The 17,312-nt window shown below is 60.7% G+C and carries 16 protein-coding genes; 2 read left to right on the top strand and 14 right to left on the bottom strand.

The annotated features are described in order from the left end of the window. Positions 1-53: 53 nt before the first annotated feature. A complete protein-coding gene (gene rne / locus ACYZTR_RS08415; RefSeq protein ID WP_461977969.1) occupies positions 54-3,236 on the top strand; it encodes a ribonuclease E in 3,183 nt (1,060 codons plus the stop codon). A 113-nt stretch (positions 3,237-3,349) separates the two neighbouring features. Here the strand turns inward: rne and ACYZTR_RS08410 are convergent, their stop codons facing one another. From ACYZTR_RS08410 to ACYZTR_RS08355, 12 genes are all read right to left on the bottom strand, one after another. Beyond that, positions 3,350-3,940: a nucleotidyltransferase family protein gene (locus ACYZTR_RS08410; protein ID WP_461977967.1), complete on the bottom strand. Its 591-nt coding sequence runs from the start codon at positions 3,938-3,940 to the stop codon at positions 3,350-3,352. After that, complete coding sequence (locus ACYZTR_RS08405) at positions 3,937-4,920, bottom strand: XdhC family protein (RefSeq protein WP_461977965.1); 984 nt, start codon at positions 4,918-4,920, stop codon at positions 3,937-3,939. Before ACYZTR_RS08405 ends, ACYZTR_RS08410 begins: the two co-directional genes overlap by 4 nt. Continuing rightward, a complete protein-coding gene (locus ACYZTR_RS08400) occupies positions 4,920-7,238 on the bottom strand; it encodes a xanthine dehydrogenase family protein molybdopterin-binding subunit (protein WP_461977963.1) in 2,319 nt (772 codons plus the stop codon). Before ACYZTR_RS08400 ends, ACYZTR_RS08405 begins: the two co-directional genes overlap by 1 nt. After that, complete coding sequence (locus tag ACYZTR_RS08395; RefSeq protein WP_461977961.1) at positions 7,235-7,705, bottom strand: (2Fe-2S)-binding protein; 471 nt, start codon at positions 7,703-7,705, stop codon at positions 7,235-7,237. The genes ACYZTR_RS08400 and ACYZTR_RS08395 overlap by 4 nt, the downstream gene beginning before the upstream one ends. Positions 7,706-7,949: 244 nt before the next feature. Continuing rightward, positions 7,950-8,969: a UDP-N-acetylmuramate dehydrogenase gene (gene murB, locus ACYZTR_RS08390; protein WP_461977959.1), complete on the bottom strand. Its 1,020-nt coding sequence runs from the start codon at positions 8,967-8,969 to the stop codon at positions 7,950-7,952. After that, positions 8,966-9,430 (bottom strand): low molecular weight protein-tyrosine-phosphatase, encoded by a 465-nt coding sequence (locus tag ACYZTR_RS08385; RefSeq protein ID WP_461977957.1) that lies wholly within the window; start codon positions 9,428-9,430, stop codon positions 8,966-8,968. The genes murB and ACYZTR_RS08385 overlap by 4 nt, the downstream gene beginning before the upstream one ends. Further along, entirely contained in the window at positions 9,430-10,194 is a 765-nt protein-coding gene (kdsB, locus tag ACYZTR_RS08380; protein ID WP_461977955.1) for a 3-deoxy-manno-octulosonate cytidylyltransferase, read from the bottom strand. Before kdsB ends, ACYZTR_RS08385 begins: the two co-directional genes overlap by 1 nt. Further along, positions 10,191-10,376: a Trm112 family protein gene (locus tag ACYZTR_RS08375; RefSeq protein WP_007945752.1), complete on the bottom strand. Its 186-nt coding sequence runs from the start codon at positions 10,374-10,376 to the stop codon at positions 10,191-10,193. Before ACYZTR_RS08375 ends, kdsB begins: the two co-directional genes overlap by 4 nt. A gap of 25 nt (positions 10,377-10,401) precedes the next feature. Beyond that, positions 10,402-11,412, bottom strand: coding sequence for a tetraacyldisaccharide 4'-kinase (lpxK, locus tag ACYZTR_RS08370; RefSeq protein ID WP_461977953.1), 1,011 nt, complete (start codon positions 11,410-11,412; stop codon positions 10,402-10,404). Beyond that, on the bottom strand, positions 11,412-11,840 hold the full coding sequence (locus tag ACYZTR_RS08365; RefSeq protein ID WP_461977951.1) for an ExbD/TolR family protein: 429 nt from the start codon (positions 11,838-11,840) through the stop codon (positions 11,412-11,414). Before ACYZTR_RS08365 ends, lpxK begins: the two co-directional genes overlap by 1 nt. Continuing rightward, on the bottom strand, positions 11,837-12,472 hold the full coding sequence (locus ACYZTR_RS08360) for a MotA/TolQ/ExbB proton channel family protein (RefSeq protein WP_461977949.1): 636 nt from the start codon (positions 12,470-12,472) through the stop codon (positions 11,837-11,839). The genes ACYZTR_RS08365 and ACYZTR_RS08360 overlap by 4 nt, the downstream gene beginning before the upstream one ends. Positions 12,473-12,570: 98 nt before the next feature. Continuing rightward, entirely contained in the window at positions 12,571-14,793 is a 2,223-nt protein-coding gene (locus ACYZTR_RS08355) for a DNA internalization-related competence protein ComEC/Rec2 (RefSeq protein ID WP_461977947.1), read from the bottom strand. A 135-nt stretch (positions 14,794-14,928) separates the two neighbouring features. Here ACYZTR_RS08355 and ACYZTR_RS08350 point away from each other — a divergent pair, with 135 nt between their 5' ends. Then, the gene (locus ACYZTR_RS08350; RefSeq protein WP_461977945.1) at positions 14,929-15,447 is read left to right on the top strand and encodes a DUF2062 domain-containing protein; all 519 of its coding nucleotides are present in this window, start codon (positions 14,929-14,931) and stop codon (positions 15,445-15,447) included. Between the two features lie 152 nt (positions 15,448-15,599). Here ACYZTR_RS08350 and ACYZTR_RS08345 read toward each other — a convergent pair whose 3' ends face one another. Both ACYZTR_RS08345 and ACYZTR_RS08340 read right to left on the bottom strand, forming a co-directional pair. Further along, positions 15,600-16,379: an ABC transporter permease gene (locus tag ACYZTR_RS08345; protein WP_449645220.1), complete on the bottom strand. Its 780-nt coding sequence runs from the start codon at positions 16,377-16,379 to the stop codon at positions 15,600-15,602. Continuing rightward, complete coding sequence (locus ACYZTR_RS08340) at positions 16,376-17,308, bottom strand: ABC transporter ATP-binding protein (RefSeq protein ID WP_461977944.1); 933 nt, start codon at positions 17,306-17,308, stop codon at positions 16,376-16,378. The genes ACYZTR_RS08345 and ACYZTR_RS08340 overlap by 4 nt, the downstream gene beginning before the upstream one ends. Positions 17,309-17,312: the final 4 nt, after the last annotated feature.

Raw genomic sequence — 17,312 nt, 5'->3', positions numbered from 1 at the left:
AAGTCGTGTGTGCCGAACGCCGTTTCCGGCAGCCCGGAAACCGACGGTACTACATGAAAAGAATGCTGATTAACGCAACCCAACCCGAAGAGTTGCGTGTTGCACTGGTAGATGGCCAGCGCCTCTACGACCTGGACATCGAATCCGGTGCCCGCGAGCAGAAAAAGGCCAACATCTATAAAGGCCGGATTACTCGCATCGAACCAAGCCTTGAGGCTGCCTTTGTCGATTTCGGCTCTGAGCGCCACGGCTTCCTGCCCCTCAAAGAAATCTCCCGCGAATACTTCAAGAAAGCCCCCGAAGGCCGCGTCAACATCAAGGACGTCCTGAGCGAAGGCCAGGAAGTCATCGTTCAGGTCGAAAAAGAAGAACGTGGCAACAAGGGCGCCGCCCTGACCACCTTCATCAGCCTGGCCGGTCGTTACCTGGTGCTGATGCCGAACAACCCGCGTGCCGGCGGTATCTCCCGTCGCATCGAAGGTGAAGAGCGCAACGAACTGCGTGAAGCCCTGAACGGCCTGGTTGCGCCAGCCGACATGGGGCTGATCGTTCGCACTGCCGGCCTGGGCCGCAGCAGCGAAGAAATGCAGTGGGACCTCGATTACCTGCTGCAACTCTGGACCGCCATCAAAGAAGCCTCGCTGGATCGTTCCGCGCCGTTCCTGATCTACCAGGAAAGCAACGTGATCATCCGCGCCATCCGCGATTACCTGCGCCAGGACATCGGCGAAGTGCTGATCGACAGCGTTGAAGCCCAGGACGAAGCCCTGACCTTCATCCGCCAAGTGATGCCGCAGTACGCCAGCAAGATCAAGCTGTATGAAGACAGCGTTCCGCTGTTCAACCGTTTCCAGATCGAAAGCCAGATCGAGACCGCCTTCCAGCGCGTCGTTGAACTGCCTTCCGGCGGCTCCATCGTTATCGATCCGACCGAAGCCCTGGTGTCCATCGACATCAACTCGGCGCGCGCCACCAAAGGCAGCGACATCGAAGAAACCGCCCTGCAGACCAACCTTGAAGCCGCCGAAGAAATCGCCCGTCAGTTGCGCTTGCGCGACATCGGCGGCCTGATCGTCATCGACTTCATCGACATGACCCCTGCCAAGAACCAGCGCGCCGTGGAAGAGAAAGTCCGCGAATGCCTGGAAGCCGACCGCGCTCGCGTGCAAGTCGGTCGCATCTCGCGCTTCGGCCTGCTGGAAATGTCCCGTCAGCGCCTGCGTCCATCGCTGGGCGAAAGCAGCGGCATCGTGTGCCCGCGTTGTAACGGCACCGGCATCATCCGTGACGTTGAATCGCTGTCGCTGGCGATCCTGCGCCTGATCGAAGAAGAAGCCCTGAAAGACCGCACCGCCGAAGTTCGCGCACAAGTGCCGATCCCGGTGGCTGCGTTCCTGCTCAACGAAAAACGCAACTCGATCACCAAGATCGAACTGCGCACCCGTGCCCGCATCGTCATACTGCCGAACGATCACCTCGAAACGCCGCACTTCGAAGTTCAGCGTCTGCGCGATGACAGCCCGGAAGCCAGCATCAATCAGTCCAGCTACGAAATCGCTGCTGCCGCTGCCGACGTCGAAGAAGTCCAGCCTGCCGCTGCAACCCGCACCCTGGTTCGCCAGGAAGCCGCGGTCAAGACTGCACCGGCCCGCGCCAACGCTCCGGTTCCAGCCGAAGTCGTCGCTGCCGCACCTGTTGCAGCACCGGTCGCCGTGCCAGAGCCAAGCCTGTTCAAAGGCCTGGTGAAGTCGCTGGTCAGCCTGTTTGCGACCAAGGAAGAGCCTGCTGCTCCGGTTGTGGTTGAAAAACCAACCGCCGAGCGTCCGGCCCGCAACGAAGAGCGTCGCAATGGTCGTCAACAGAGCCGCAACCGTAACGGTCGCCGCGATGAAGAACGCAAGCCTCGTGAGGAACGTGCACCGCGTGAAGAACGCGCACCACGTGAACCACGCGAAGAAACTCCAGCAGTTCCAACAGTAGCCCGCGAAGAACGCGCTCCACGCGCCCCTCGTGAAGAACGTGCACCGCGCGGTGAAGAACGTGCACCGCGCGCTCCGCGCGAAGATCGCAAGCCACGTGGCGATCGTGAAGAGCGTCCGGTTCGTGAACTGCGCGAGCCTCTGGATGGCGCTCCGGTCGCCGCTGCTACCGCTGAAGAGCGTCCAGCTCGCCAGCCACGTGAAGAACGTGCTCCACGCCCACCGCGTGAAGAACGTCAGCCACGTGCCGAACAAGCCGCTGCCGCAGTAACTGAAGAAGAGCTGATTACCAGCGAAGAGCAACTGCAGGAAGACGGTCAGGACAACGCCGAAGGCGATCGTCCACGCCGCCGCTCCCGTGGCCAGCGTCGTCGCAGCAACCGTCGTGAGCGTCAGCGCGATGCCAACGGTAATGTGATCGAAGGTTCGGAAGAATCCGAGTCCGCCGAAGGTAACGAAGCTGCCGAAACCGACGAAGCGCCAAGCGCTGCCGATCTGGCCGCCGGCCTGGCTGTTACCGCAGCCGTTGCCAGCACCGTGATCAGCGCCCCAGCCGAAGCACAGGCTAACGAGCAAGCCGAACGCGCTACTGCTGCCACCCAGGAAACTGCTCCAGTGGAAGCGCCAGTGGTTGAAGCAACGACTCCGGTCGAATCCACCGCTGCTCCGGAAATCGAAGTGGCCCCGGTTCGTGAAGCACAGCCTGTATTTGAAGCTGCCGCTGAGCCAGTGGTTGCCGCAGAACCGGTTGTTGAAACATCAACCGAAACAGTGACCGAAGCTGTCCGTGAAGTTCGCGAAGAGCAAACCGCGTTCAACTGGGTTGCCGAGCCAGCCGCCGCCGAAGCGCCAGAAGCGCCAGAAGCTGAGGCCATGGTGTCCGAGCCAGTGGTTGCTGCTGCCGAGCCCGCCCCGGTAGTTGAAGCGCCGGTTGTTGCCGAAGTGGCTGCACCGGAAGTCGAAGCCGCCCCTGTCAGCGCGCTGACGCCAAGTGGCCGTGCGCCGAATGACCCGCGTGAAGTGCGTCGTCGCCAGCGTGAAGCCGAGCGTCTGCAGAAGGAAGCCGAACTGACTGCCGCTGCTGCACCCGTTGAAGCGGTTGTCGCTGTCGAGCCTGCACCGGTTGTTGCTGAAGTGGTCGAAGCTGCTCCTGCTGCTGAGTCGGTCATCGAAGAAGCGCCGCGCTCCGTACAGGAAGCCGTCGAGCAACACGAACAAGCCCTGGAAAAAGAACACGAGCCTAAACCCCTCGTCTGATTCCATCGGCCACTAAAAAGCCCCGCCTGGTGATCCAGGCGGGGCTTTTTTATACCCGTGACATCACACCGATTCCCGGTGGGAGCGAGCTCGCTCCCACATTGGATTTGCGCTTATTTGAAGAGCAACTTCTCTGGCACATCCACATCCCACAACACCCCTGGATCGTCCCCCGCCACCTCGACTACCCTCGCCGACGCAAACAACGCCTTGGCCCCACGATCACCGGTCAATGCCATCAACGCCGGACCAAAGCTGCGCCCAAATCCCACCGGATGCCCGTGCTCACCCCCATACACCGGAACACTGACGGCGTCATCAGCAATCCCCGCCACCACACGCTCAATACTCGACGCAAGGATGAACGGCATATCCCCCAGCACAATCAGCCAGCCACTGAGCTGTGGGCACGCCGCCACCCCGGCCGCGATGCTGTCACCCATCCCCGTCGACTTGATCAGCACAATCTCGCAGCCAAAAGCCTTGGCCATGCGGATCACTGGCGGTCGATCGTCGGTGGTGACCAGGACGCGCTTCTCAAGGGAGGCCGGCAAATTCACCAGCACTTGCTCTATTACTGAACGAACAGCCCCATCGCGCCCCGTACAATCCGCCACCAGCTTGTCCTTGTCAGCCCCCGCCATCTGTCGAAACCGACTGCCCTGCCCCGCTGCCAACACGATGACGCCGATAGGTTCACTCATACGACCTCCTGCAACAGCTTCTGCTGCTTCAGTTCGACGCCGTTCTTGATCGCCACGATTTCGGCCAGTAGCGACAAGGCGATTTCCGCCGGTGTGTGGCTGCCAATGTGCAAACCGATCGGGCCATGCAACCGCTCGATGGCCTGCTGTGACAAGCCTAGCTGAGCCAGGTTCTCCCGGCGCTTCAAGCTGTTGACCCGCGAGCCCAGCGCACCGACATAAAACGCCTGGGAGTCCAGGGCCGTGAGCAATGCCATGTCATCCAGTCGAGGATCGTGGGTCAGTGCGACGATTGCCGTGCGCTCGTCGGTTTGAATGGTGAGCACCGCTTCATCGGGCATGCCCGAGACAAATCGCCCGTGTTGCTCTTCCCAGCCGTAAACGAACTCGGTGCGTGGGTCGCAGATCAGCACTTCAAAATCCAGCAGCCGCGCCATCTCGGCGACATAACGGGACAGTTGCCCGGCGCCGATCAGCAACAAGCGCCAACGCGGGCCGTAGATGGCGCGCAAGGTCTGCCCGTCAAACGCCAGCACATCAGCCTTGTTGGCCGGTTGCAAAACCACTTCACCGGTCTCGATATTCAGCGCTCGCGCAACGATTTCATGCGCCTCACAACGCGCCAGCAACTCGGCGACCCAAGCTGGGTCGCCGACTCGCTCCTCGGTCAGGCGCAAGGTGCCGCCGCACGGCAAACCGAAGCGTGCCGCCTCCTCACGGGTGACGCCGTAAGTGATCAACTGCACCGGCGGCCCAACGGCTGAAATACGACCGTCGTGCAGCCGGGCAATCAAATCGTCTTCGACACATCCGCCGGACACCGAGCCAATCACCACACCGTCTTCACGCAAGGCCAGCATGGCGCCAGGCGCCCGAGGCGCGGTGCCCCAGGTCTGGACCACGCTGTACAACACTACTCGCTGACCGGCGCGGCGCCATTCCAGCACGCTGCGCAGGACATTCAGATCGACGCTGTCCATCAGGCCTGCGCCTTCTGCCAACCTTGCAGCTGATAGCGAACCGGCAGGTCGCGGATGCGCTTGCCCGTGGCGGCAAAAATTGCGTTACACAACGCTGGCGCAATCGGCGGCACGCCCGGTTCACCGACGCCGCCTAACGGCACTACGCCCGGTGGTGTGACCAGATGAACCGCAACTTCCTTGGGTGCCAGAGACATGCGCGCCACTTCGTACATGTGGAAGTTGTCCTGCTGAACCTTGCCGTCCTTGAAACTGATTTCCCCCAGCACCGCGTTGCCCAGGCCCATGACGCAGGCGCCTTCGAACTGCGCACGAATCCGCTCGGGGTTGATCTGCGGACCGCAATCCACGGCGATATCGGCCTTGTGCACGATCAGCGTGCCGTCGTCTTTGACTTCAACATCGAGCACCGCGGCCACATAGGTGACGAAGCTGTAATGCACCGCCAGGCCCAAGCCTCGGCCCTTGGGCATTTCACGCCCCCAACCGGCGGCTTTGGCAGCAGTTTCCAACACCGTGCGCAGACGTGCAGTGTCGATCGGATAGCGCTCGGGCGATTCGCCGTAGTTCCACTCTTCACTCAAGGTGCGCGGATCGATCTGCCGGTCCGGGCCGAGCAATTTGATCTGGTACTTGAGCGGATCCTGGCCGGCCTTGTGCGCCAGTTCATCGACAAAGCTCTGAATCGCAAAACCGTGAGGAATGTTCGACACCGAGCGATACCAGCCAACTCGCGTGTGAATCGCCGCTTCCGGGTTTTCCAGGCGCACGTTGGGGATCGCGTAAGCCATGTTGGTAAAGCCCATGCCCAGTTCGAAGGCCGCCTCGTGGTTCATGCCCGGCGCAAACAGCGCGGTGATGCTCGGCGCCACGGTGCGGTGCAACCAGCCGGACGGCAGACCGTCCTTGTTCAGGCCGGCCTTCAGGTATTCGGCCGACACCGTGTGGAAGTAGGAACAGTGGATGTCGTCTTCACGCGTCCATTGCACCCGCACAGCCTTGCCGGGGAATTCCTTGGCAAGGATCGCAGCTTCGATGATGAAGTCCGGTTTGGATTTACGACCGAAACCGCCGCCCAGCAAGGTGACGTTAAAGCTGACGTTATCGAACGCAATGCCAAGGCGTTCGCCAATGCGTTCGCGGGCAACTTGGGGGGCCTGGCTTGGGGCCCAGGCTTCGCACACACCGTCCTTGAAGCGGGCGATGGCGACCATCGGTTCCATAGGCGCTTGCGTCAGGTGCGGCAGGTAATAGGACGCTTCGAGCGTGCTGTCGGCGCTGCCCATGGCCTCGTCGATGTTGCCGGTATTGCGCACCACTTTGCCGGTTTTGAGGGACGCGGCTTCCAGTTCCTTGCGGTAGGCAATCGAGTCGTAACTGGCATGAGGGCCATCATCCCACTCGATTTTCAGCGCCTCGCGGCCTTTGATCGCGGCCCAGGTGTTGCTGGCCACCACGGCCACGCCGCCGAGCGGTTGAAACTCCAATGGCAGCGGACGATCTTCGATCTGGATGACTTTGATCACGCCCGGGACTTTCATCGCGGCGCTGGAGTCGACGGACTTGACCTTGCCGCCGTACACCGCTGGGCGCGCTATGGTGGCGTAGAGCATGCCGTCGATGTGTACGTCTGCACCGTAAATGGCGCGGCCATTGACGATGTCGGCACCGTCGATAGCCTTGGACCCTTCCTTGCCGATGTAGCGAAATTCCGACGGCTGCTTGAGCCGCAGGCTGTCACGCGCCGGCACTGCCAGCGCACCGGCAGCGGCGGCCAGGGCACCGTAACCCAGCTCACGACCGGTCGGTTTATGGATGACTTTATGCAACTGTGCATGGCATTCGCTGACCGGCACTTTCCACTGTTCGGCAGCCGCTTGTTCGAGCATGGTCCTTGCGGCAGCACCGCAGCGACGCATCGGCTCGTACCAGTGGCGCATGCTGCGCGAACCATCGGTGTCCTGGTTGCCGAAGCGCACTTCGTCGCCCGGCGCCTGCTGCACCTGCATCATCGCCCAGTCCGCATCCAGCTCATCGGCCACCACCATCGTCAGGCTGGTGCGCACACCCTGGCCCATTTCCGAACGGTTGCAGACCACGGTCACCCTGCCGTCAGCGGCGATGCTGATGTACACCTTCGGATCATCGATCCAGCCGTGGGGCATGCCGTCGGCGCCGAATTTCTTCTCTTCTTCAGCGAAAACATCCTGCCAGCCCCAACTCGCGGCCAGCACCAGCGCACTGGTCGCACTGGCGCCTTTGAGGAAGCCACGGCGACTGAGGTTGCTCAGCGCAAAATCATTCGGTAACTGGCTCATGCCTTGGCCTCCTTCAAGTGAGTGGATGCCTGGCGGATGGCGGTTTTGATGCGGTTGTAAGTGCCGCAGCGGCAAATATTGCCGACCATCGCCTCTTCGATCTGTTCGTCGCTGGGGTTGGGGTTGGTCTTGAGTAGCGCCGTGGCGGACATGATCTGCCCACCTTGGCAGAAACCGCACTGGGCCACGGCGGTGTCGAGCCAGGCTTGCTGAACGATTTGCCCGACCGGGTCGGCGTGCAGGTTATCGATGGTGGTGACGTTCTGGCCAATGACCGAACCGATCGGTGTGATGCAACTGCGCGCTGGAGCGCCTTCGATATGAAGGGTGCAGGCGCCGCACAGGCCCATGCCGCAGCCAAATTTGGTGCCGTTGTAACCGGCCACGTCGCGGATCGCCCAGAGCAGCGGCATGTCCTCGGTGACATCGAGTTGATGGTCTTGACCATTAAGCTTCAGGGTAATCATGGGCACGCCCGCATAGTTATTGGTTATGGGGTCGAGCAATCTGCCGCCAAGGGTTGGCGGTTGGCTTCACGCAGATCGGCTCAGGCTAATGAGGCTCTCTTATGCGGACGACAGCGTCTGCATCGGGCCTTTGGTGGAGCAAACGTTTGCATCGTTAGGTGGCTAAGTTAACTCAGCATTAACAAAAAAGCCCTGCACAGTTGAACGTGTGCAGGGCTTTGAAATCAGTCTTGAAAGCTTAGCCTCAATACCGATTGGGCTCCATTTCCAGGTCGACATGGAAACGTTCCGAGATGTCTTTCTGGATGCGTTGCGCCAGGTTCAGCAATTGCAGACCGGTTGCGTTGCCGTAGTTGACCAGCACCAACGCCTGCAGTTTATGCACGCCGGCATCGGCGTCACGGAAACCTTTCCAGCCGGCCCGTTCGATCAGCCAGCCCGCCGCCAATTTCATTTGTCCGTTGGGTTGCGCGTAGGCCACCAGGTCCGGGAATTGCGCCTTGAGTTGTGCGACTAGCGCGACGGGCACCAACGGATTTTTGAAAAAGCTGCCGGCATTACCGAGCACCGCGGGGTCCGGGAGCTTTTCGTTGCGGATACTGCAAATCGCCTGGCTGACGTCGGTGGCGGTCGGGTGATCGATGCCTTGCTCAGTCAGGCGCTGACGAACCGGGCCATACTCCAGATGCAGGTGCGCGGCGCGGTCCAGGATGAATCGTACCCGCAAGATCAACCAGCGCCCCGGTTCCTGTTTGAACAGGCTGTCGCGGTAGGCGAAGTTGCATTCTTCCAGGGTGAAGTCCCGCAGTTCGCCGCTCTTGCGATCCAAAGCCGTCAGGCCGGCAAAAACATCCTTGATTTCCACGCCATAGGCGCCGATGTTCTGCATCGGTGCCGCACCGACGGTGCCAGGGATCAGACTGAGGTTTTCCAGACCGGACAAACCCTGCGCCAGCGTGTGTTGCACGAACGGATGCCAAGGCTCGCCCGCCTCGGCTTCTATAACGACCTTGCTGCCGTCATCACTCAGGATGCGAATCCCGCGCGTGGCCATGCGCAGCACCAGCGACTGGATATCGGCCGTCAGCAGCAGGTTGCTGCCCCCGCCGATCACCAATAAAGGAACGTCATGTTCCGCCGCATAGGCCAGGGCTTCACGCACGTCGGCATCGCTTTGGGCTTCGGCAAATAATCGGGCTTGAACGTCGACACCAAAACTGTTGAACGGTTTGAGCGAAACCTGGGCTTGTACCTGCAAACTCATAACCGTCCCTTCAATTCGATCACCAGCAAATCACTGGCGCGCTCGATCAGGTCCAGCACCTGCTCAAAGCCATGGTCGCCGTCGTAATACGGATCCGGCACTTCATCGATTTCCGACTGATAGCGACCCAGGAACAGATCCAGCTCGGCCTTGCCCTTGGCCGGTTGCAGGGCCTTGAGGTTGCGCAGGTTGCTGTTGTCCATCGCCAGAATCAGGTCGTAGGTGGCGAAATCCGCACGGGTCACTTGCTGGGCGCGCTGAACGGACAGGTCATACCCGCGCAGTTTCGCCGCAGCCTGGCTGCGCTTGTCCGGGGCCTTGCCGACATGCCAGTCACCGGTGCCGGCGGAGGCGACTTCGATTTGATTGGCCAGCCCCGCTTCGCGCAGTTTGTGTCGTAGCACACCTTCCGCCGTGGGTGAACGGCAGATGTTGCCCAGGCAGACGAACAAAACCCGCATCAGGCCTCCAGCAGGCGACGAACGCGCTCGAGGTCTTCAACGGTGTCGACGCCCGTGGGCGGTGCGATCAGCGCATCGGCGACGTGGATCCGCACGCCGTGCCACAGGGCACGCAGCTGTTCCAGGGATTCGGTGTTTTCCAGCCAGCACGGGCCCCAACTGACGAAGTCATGCAGGAAACCGGCGCGGTAGGCATAAATGCCGATGTGGCGACGATACGGCACGCCTTCCGGTAATTGCTCGCGGCTTTTGGCAAACGCGTCCCGGGCCCACGGCAACGTGGCACGACTGAAGGTCAGCGCCAGGCCATTGAGGTCGCTGACAACCTTGACCACGTTGGGGTTGAACAGGGTTTCGACGTCTTCGATCGGCTCGGCCAACGTGGCCATGCGCGCCTCGGTGTGAGCGGCCAGGTTGGCAGCCACCTGATCGATCACGCTCGGCGGGATCAACGGTTCGTCGCCCTGAACGTTGACCACAATGGCGTCCGGTGCCAGGCCCAGTTTCGCGGCGACTTCAGCCAGACGATCAGTACCGGAATTGTGATCTTCGCGGGTCAGCACCACTTCAGCACCAAACGCATTGCACACCTCAACGATGCGCGCGTCGTCAGTGGCGACCACAACACGCTCGGCACTGCTTTTGCTCGCCTGCTCCCAGACGTGCTGGATCATCGGCTTGCCGGCGATCAGCAGCAGCGGCTTGCCCGGCAAGCGGGTGGAGGCGTAACGCGATGGAATGACAACGGTAAAGGCTGTGGTCATTTGTCCAGACGCTCGTCGGTGGTCAGGGTGCGGGCTTCGGTTTCGAGCATCACCGGGATGCCGTCGCGAATCGGGTAAGCGAGACCTGCGCCCTTGCTGATCAGCTCGGTTTTGTCGGCACTGAGCTTGAGCGGGCCTTTGCAGACCGGGCAAGCGAGGATATCGAGCAATTTGGTGTCCATGAGCATTCCCTGGATAAAAACGGATTTAAGGCAAAAGACGAGCCGGCAACAGGCGCATCAGCTGCGTATCGAACCAGGCCACGAAGGCCGGCGATGGCGCAGCATCGACCGCCAGGTACCACCAATCGGCGGCGGCGAAGGCACGGCACTTCACCGCGTCCTTTTCGGTCATCACCAACGGCAATGACGGTGTGAAACTCAAGGCCTGCGCGCTGTAGTCGGCGTGGTCGGCAAACGCATGCGGGACTGGCTGCCAGTGTAGCGTTTCGAGGGTCGTGAAGAAACGCTGTGGATTGCCGATCCCGGCCACGGCGTGCAGCGCCTGGCCAGCGGGAAAGTGGTCGAGGGGACGCCGCTCGCCGCTGTGCAGATTGACCAGTTCGGAGGGTTGAAGCTGGAAGGCAAAACCGTCTTCGCGATCCCCGGCGGCGCCGTTGTACAACACGGCGTCGACGCTTTGCAGGCGTTCGACCGGTTCACGCAAGGGGCCGGCCGGCAGGCAACGTTTGTTGCCCAAGCCTCGGGCGGCGTCGATCAGTACCAGTTCCAGGTCGCGGGCCAGCCGGTAATGCTGCATGCCGTCGTCGGACAGGATCAGGTCCAGCGGCTCACTCGCCAGCAACGCTTTGACGGCACGGCTGCGATCTGGGTCGATCATCAATGGCACGCCGGTGCGCTGGACGATCAACAGCGGCTCGTCTCCCGCGATCTCGGCGCTTTGATCCGCCTCAACCCGCCACGGCAGTTGCGGCGGTTTGGCGCCGTACCCGCGGCTGACCACACCGACCCGCAGACCGCTGAGCTGGCAGTGCTGGATCATCCACAGAATCAGTGGCGTCTTGCCGGTGCCGCCAACAGTGATGTTGCCGACCACGATCAGCGGCACCGGCGGCTGATAGATCCCCCCTTCACCCGCCAGGAAGCGTTTGCGCTTGTTCATCACCACGCGCCGATACAGCCACTCCAGCGGCTGTAACAACTTCAGCGCCGGATGACCTTCGTACCACGCGGTGAGCAAGCGATCGGACATGGCCATCAGGGCGCGGGTGCCGCCTCGACAGTGGTCATGCGCAAGTGACTGAAACCAAGTTTACCGGCGGCGTCCATGGCGGTGATAACAGACTGATGCGGAGTCTTGCCATCAGCGCTGATGGACAGCGGCAGGCTGGTGTCGCCACTGGATTCTTTCTGCAGCGCTTCCATCAGGGTCGCCAGGTCGTTCTTGGGCAATACCTGATTATTCACCGAGAACGCGCCTTCGGCACTGATGGCAACGTCCAGCTGTTTGACTTGCTGGTCTTCGGCAGGCGAACCGCTGACCGCTTCCGGCAGCTCAACACGCAACTGGGTTTCACGGGTAAACGTGGTGGTGACAACGAAAAACAGCAGCAGGATAAACACCACGTCGATCAGCGACGCGAGGTTGATGTCTACATTCTCCCGTTGCTTGCGGCGGAATTTCACGCTTTGCCCCCATTCAGGTCAACATCACGGTCACCCTGTACCACCTCAACCAGTTTGATCGCTTCCTGCTCCATGCCCACCACCAGTTCGTCGATCCGGCGTTGCAGGAAACGGTGGAAGAATACCGCCGGGATACCGACCATCAGGCCTGCTGCCGTGGTTATCAGCGCCTTGGAGATACCACCGGCCAATACGGCGGCGTTGGAGGCCATGCCCGAGCCCATGAACGCGCTGAAGATATCGATCATGCCCAATACCGTCCCCAACAGCCCCAGCAACGGGGCCATGGCGGCGATGGTGCCCAGCGCATTGATGTAGCGTTCGAGCTCGTGGATGACCCGCGCGGCAGCCTCTTCAATGCACTCTTTCATGATCTCGCGACCATGCCTGGAGTTGGCTAGACCGGCAGCCAGGATCTCGCCCAACGGCGAGTTGGCGCGCAGCTCCTTGAGTTTGTCTTTATTGAGTTGTTTGTCCTTGATCCAGACCCAGACCTGCCCGAGCAAATGCTCCGGGGTCACACGGCTGGCTCGCAGGGTCCAGAGGCGTTCGGCGACGATCGCCATTGCCGCGATGGAGCTCAGTATGATCGGTATCATCATCCAGCCGCCGGATTTGACCAATTCCCACACAGTGACAGTCCCCTCGAAAAAGTGCGCCACTCTAACATAAGGGGTGAGCGCACCGAAGACCGTGATGTCGCATCCGGTCGGGCTTTAATAACTCTGGGTTATTGCGCAGAGCGCCAGAAACGCTGTTCTTGACGCATCGTCCACGGCGGTTTGAAGCGTCCCAGTTGCAGACGGATGGCGCCCTGTTCGGCGCTGTCATAGATCAACATCCCGCGCTTTTGATAGCGCGCCATGACCGTGGGATGGGGATGACCGAATGAATTGCCCTGGCCGCGGGAGATCAATACCGCTTTGGGTTGCAGCCCGTTGAGCAGCGTCATTGAAGATGAACTGCGGCTGCCGTGATGCGGCGCTTGCAGCCAGTCCGTAGGTACGGCCAGCGGACTGTCGAGCAGGGCTCGCTCGGCTGCGGCGTCTATATCACCGGTCAGCAACATTCGCTCACCGTTGGCTTCTATCTGCAGGACGCAGGATTTTTGATTGCTGTCGTTGGCTGAAGACCACTGCCAGAGCTGGAACCTCACATCGTCCCAGACCCATTGCTTGCCGCTCTCGCAACCGTCTGCCTGCAACTCGGCAGGCAGCGCCAGGGGATCGCCACTGACGACTCGCTTCACCGGCAAGCCATTGGCAACGGCCCGGGCGCCGCCAGCATGATCGGCGTCGGCATGGCTGATCAGCATCAGATCGAGTCCGTTCACGCCCAGTTTGCGCAACGAAGGCAGGACCACCCGTTCGCCCAGGTCGAAATCGCCGAAACGTGGCCCGGTGTCATACAACAGCGTGTGATGACGGGTGCGCACCAGGATTGCCAGACCTTGGCCGACATCCAGCTGCCAGACTTCGGCGATGCCTTCAGGCAAGATTTGCCGGGGCGGAAAAACCAGCAACAGCAGCATCGGCCAGCCCAACGCGCGAAACGGCACACCTCGAGGCATTAATAGTAGAACGGCACCCAGTGCGCCGAGGGCCCATATCCACAACGGAATCGCCACCGGCACCCACGCGGGCAAGTACCCGGCGATCAGCGCCAAGCCCTTGAACAAAAGGTCGATCAAACCGCCTGCCAACCACAGCAGCCCTTCGCCCACATAAGGAAGGGGTAAAAACAACGTACCCAACAACGCCGGAGGCAGCACGACCAGACTGATCCACGGCACCGCCAGCAAATTGGCCACTGGCCCGCTGAGGCTGATCGGCAACCCGAGCACCAGCAGCAATGGGCACAGACCGATCGCGATCAGCCATTGGGCGCGGGTCCACGCTTGCCACCAACGCCATGGGCCCAACCGACCACCAAAGGTGAAAATCAACACCGCCACCGCTGCAAATGACAACCAGAACCCCGGTTGCAGGCTCGCCAGCGGGTCAAGCAACAAAACGCCATTGAGCGCCAACAACAATGGCCACCAGGCACCGAGGTGGCGAAATCGCAGCCGCCACAACAGCACCAGGCCGATCATCACGCAGGCCCGCCGCACCGGCACCTCGAAACCGGCCAGCAGCCCATAACCGAGAGCAGCCGCGAACGCCAGTCCACAGGCCCACGGCAGCCAAGGCAAGCGTTTGGGCCACAGGCCATAACGGGCCAACCCGGCGATCAGCAGATACACCAGCCCTGCCAACAAGCCGATGTGCTGGCCGGAAATCACCAACAGATGGACAGTGCCAGTGTCTTGCAGCACCTGCCAGTCTTCGCGACTCAGTCCGGCGCCATCCCCCAGCACCAACGCCGTCAGCGCACCGGTTCGCCCCTGGGCATCCACGGACTGCAAACGCTGGCGAATGCCGTCGCGCCAGGCCCACTGGGTTTCCATCAGCCGCTCACCATCCTTTACCGTCCCGGTTGCGCCGATGTGTTGCGCCAGCAGCCAGGCGTCGTAATCGAAGGCATGGGGATTGAGCAACCCGGCAGGACGCTTCAACTTGATTGCCAGTCGCCATCGTTCGCCGCTATGCACCGGCGGTCCGTCATACCAGGCCAGGCGTATCAGTTGCGGCAATTTACCGTGTCGAGACCGGGCGTCCGCCAATTCGAAACGCACGACTGCCTCATTGTTCTGGGGCAATCCCACCACCCGCCCTTCAACCCAACGAGTTTCACCATCGAGGCTCATCGGCAGCCGATCATCCAGTGCCCACTGCGCCTGCGCGCACGCCCAACTGAAGCCGAACAGCAAAAATGCCAGTGGATAGCTGCGAAACGGCAGCACCATCAAACCGATTACCGGCAGCAACATCCAAAACCAGACCGGCGGTAATACCGGTAAAAAACGCAGGATCAACAGACCCAATGCCAGCGCCATCATCCCTGTGCGCATACGCCCGTCCTTGAGAGTTCTCTTCTAGGCATAGACGGCTAACCGCACAGGCATCGTTATTAATTGTCACAAAGTCTGAATGGGCGGTTCATAGAATCCAGACATACTTGCCGCCTTAACCGACCGAGAAGCCTTATGCCCCGGCGCTTGTTCAAACGTTACATGCCAGACCCGACCAGCATCAGGGAACACAAATCCTTACGCTTTCTCGGCACGCTGCTGCATGACCCGAACCTCTGGCACCTCAACCGCCATTCCGTCGCACGGGCCATGGCTGTTGGTCTGTTCGCGGCATTCCTGCCAATACCGTTGCAGATGCTGGTCGCCGCCATACTGGCAATCATGGTCCGGGGCAACATGCCGATTGCCGTCAGTCTGGTCTGGCTGACCAACCCGATCACCATGCCTGCTGTGTTCTTCTGCACCTACCAGACCGGTGCCTGGTTGATGGACGTCCCTGCACGCCATCTGCCGGATGAACTGACCTGGGAATGGATCAGCGGCGAACTCTCCTCCCTGTGGCAGCCGTTTTTGCTCGGTTCAGTGGTGATGGGGCTGGTACTGGGTGCCCTCGCCTATTGCCTGACCATGATGTACTGGCGCTGGTGGGTTGGGCGGCAGTGGCGGCGGCGCAAGAAAAAGCGGATGCAGTAAACGCAAAACGGCCTCCATTTTTTGGAGGCCGTTTTTTGTGGCGCCTGGGTTGACGCCTTCGCGAGCAGGCTCGCTCCCACAGGGGTTCTTCGTTACGGCATAGATCCAGTGTGGGAGCGAGCCTGCTCGCGAAGAAGGCGACTCGGTCTTCCCTAGGTACGCATCCCGCGACCGCTGACCAGTAGCCGTGCGCAACCGATATACAACACGATGGTCGCCACCAGCATGAAGGTGATCGCCACGCTGATCCTGATGTCCGAAACGCCAAGAATGCCGTAACGGAACGCGTTGACCATGTGCAGCACCGGGTTGGCCAGGGACACGGTCTGCCAGAACGGTGGCAGCAAGGAGATCGAGTAAAACACCCCGCCCAGGTACGTCAGCGGTGTCAGCACAAACGTCGGGATGATCGAGATGTCATCGAAGTTGCGCGCAAACACGGCGTTGATAAAGCCCAGCAGCGAGAAAATCGTCGCTGTCAGCACCACCACCAGAATGGTCACGCCCAGGTGATGCACCTGCAAATCGGTGAAGAACAGCGACAGCAGGGTCACAATGACCCCGACCATCAAGCCGCGCAGCACGCCGCCCAGGGTGTAGCCGATCAGAATCGTATGCGGTGATACCGGCGACACCATCAATTCTTCGATCGAACGCTGGAACTTGCTGCCGAAAAAGCTTGATACCACGTTGCCGTAAGAGTTGGTGATCACCGACATCATGATCAGCCCCGGCACGATGTACTCCATGTAGGTGAAACCACCCATGTCACCGATCTGCCGACCGATCAGATTGCCGAAGATCACGAAGTACAGAACCATGGTGATTGCCGGCGGCAGCAGCGTCTGCGGCCAGATCCGGGTAAAGCGTTTGACCTCTCGGTAAACGATGGTATTGAGGGCAACGAGGTTGGGTTGCAGCTCGGAACTCATACCGCCACCTTCGACAGATTTTTCTCCACCAGGGACACGAACAACTCCTCGAGGCGATTGGTTTTGTTACGCAGGCTCAGCACTTCGATGTTCTGTTGCGCCAACTGGGTGAACAGCGCGGTGATGCCCATGGCCTTGTCGACCTGAACTTCAAGGGTGTGGCTGTCGAGCAGCTTGGTCGGATAACCGAGCAACTGCGGCGCGGTTTGCAGCGTGTTTTGGATGTCTAGCAGGAACGTTTCCACATGCAGTTGGCCGAGCAACTGTTTCATGCTGGTGTTCTCGACGATCGTGCCGTGGTCGATGATGCCGATGTTGCGGCACAACTGCTCAGCCTCTTCCAGGTAGTGGGTGGTGAGGATGATGGTGATGCCTTTCTTGTTCAGCTCGGTGAGGAAGGTCCACATCGAACGTCGCAGTTCGATGTCCACACCCGCCGTCGGTTCGTCGAGGATCAGCAGGCGCGGTTCGTGAACCAGCGCACGAGCGATCATCAGTCGACGCTTCATGCCGCCGGACAGTGAACGCGATGGCGTATCGCGCTTGTCCCACAGACCCAGTTGGGTCAGGTATTGCTCGGCGCGTTCCTTGGCGATTTTCGGCGGGATGCCGTAGTAACCGGCCTGAGTCACGACGATGTCGAAGGTCTTTTCGAACTGGTTGAAGTTGAATTCCTGGGGCACCACGCCGATGGAGCGCTTGAGCTGCGCAGGATTCTTGTCCAGGTCGTGACCAAAGATATTCACCGTCCCGCTGGTCTTGTTCACCAGGGTCGAGAGAATGCCGATGGTTGTGGATTTGCCAGCGCCATTCGGGCCGAGCAAGGCGAAAAAGTCACCTTCGGCGACGTCCAGATCGATACCACTCAGGGCCTGGAAACCGTTGCCGTAGGTTTTGGTTAGCTGCCGGATGGACAGAGCGGAACTCATATCG

The organism is Pseudomonas sp. Hz4 (assembly GCF_054898165.1).
This window is presented reverse-complemented; position numbering and strand designations above follow the sequence as displayed.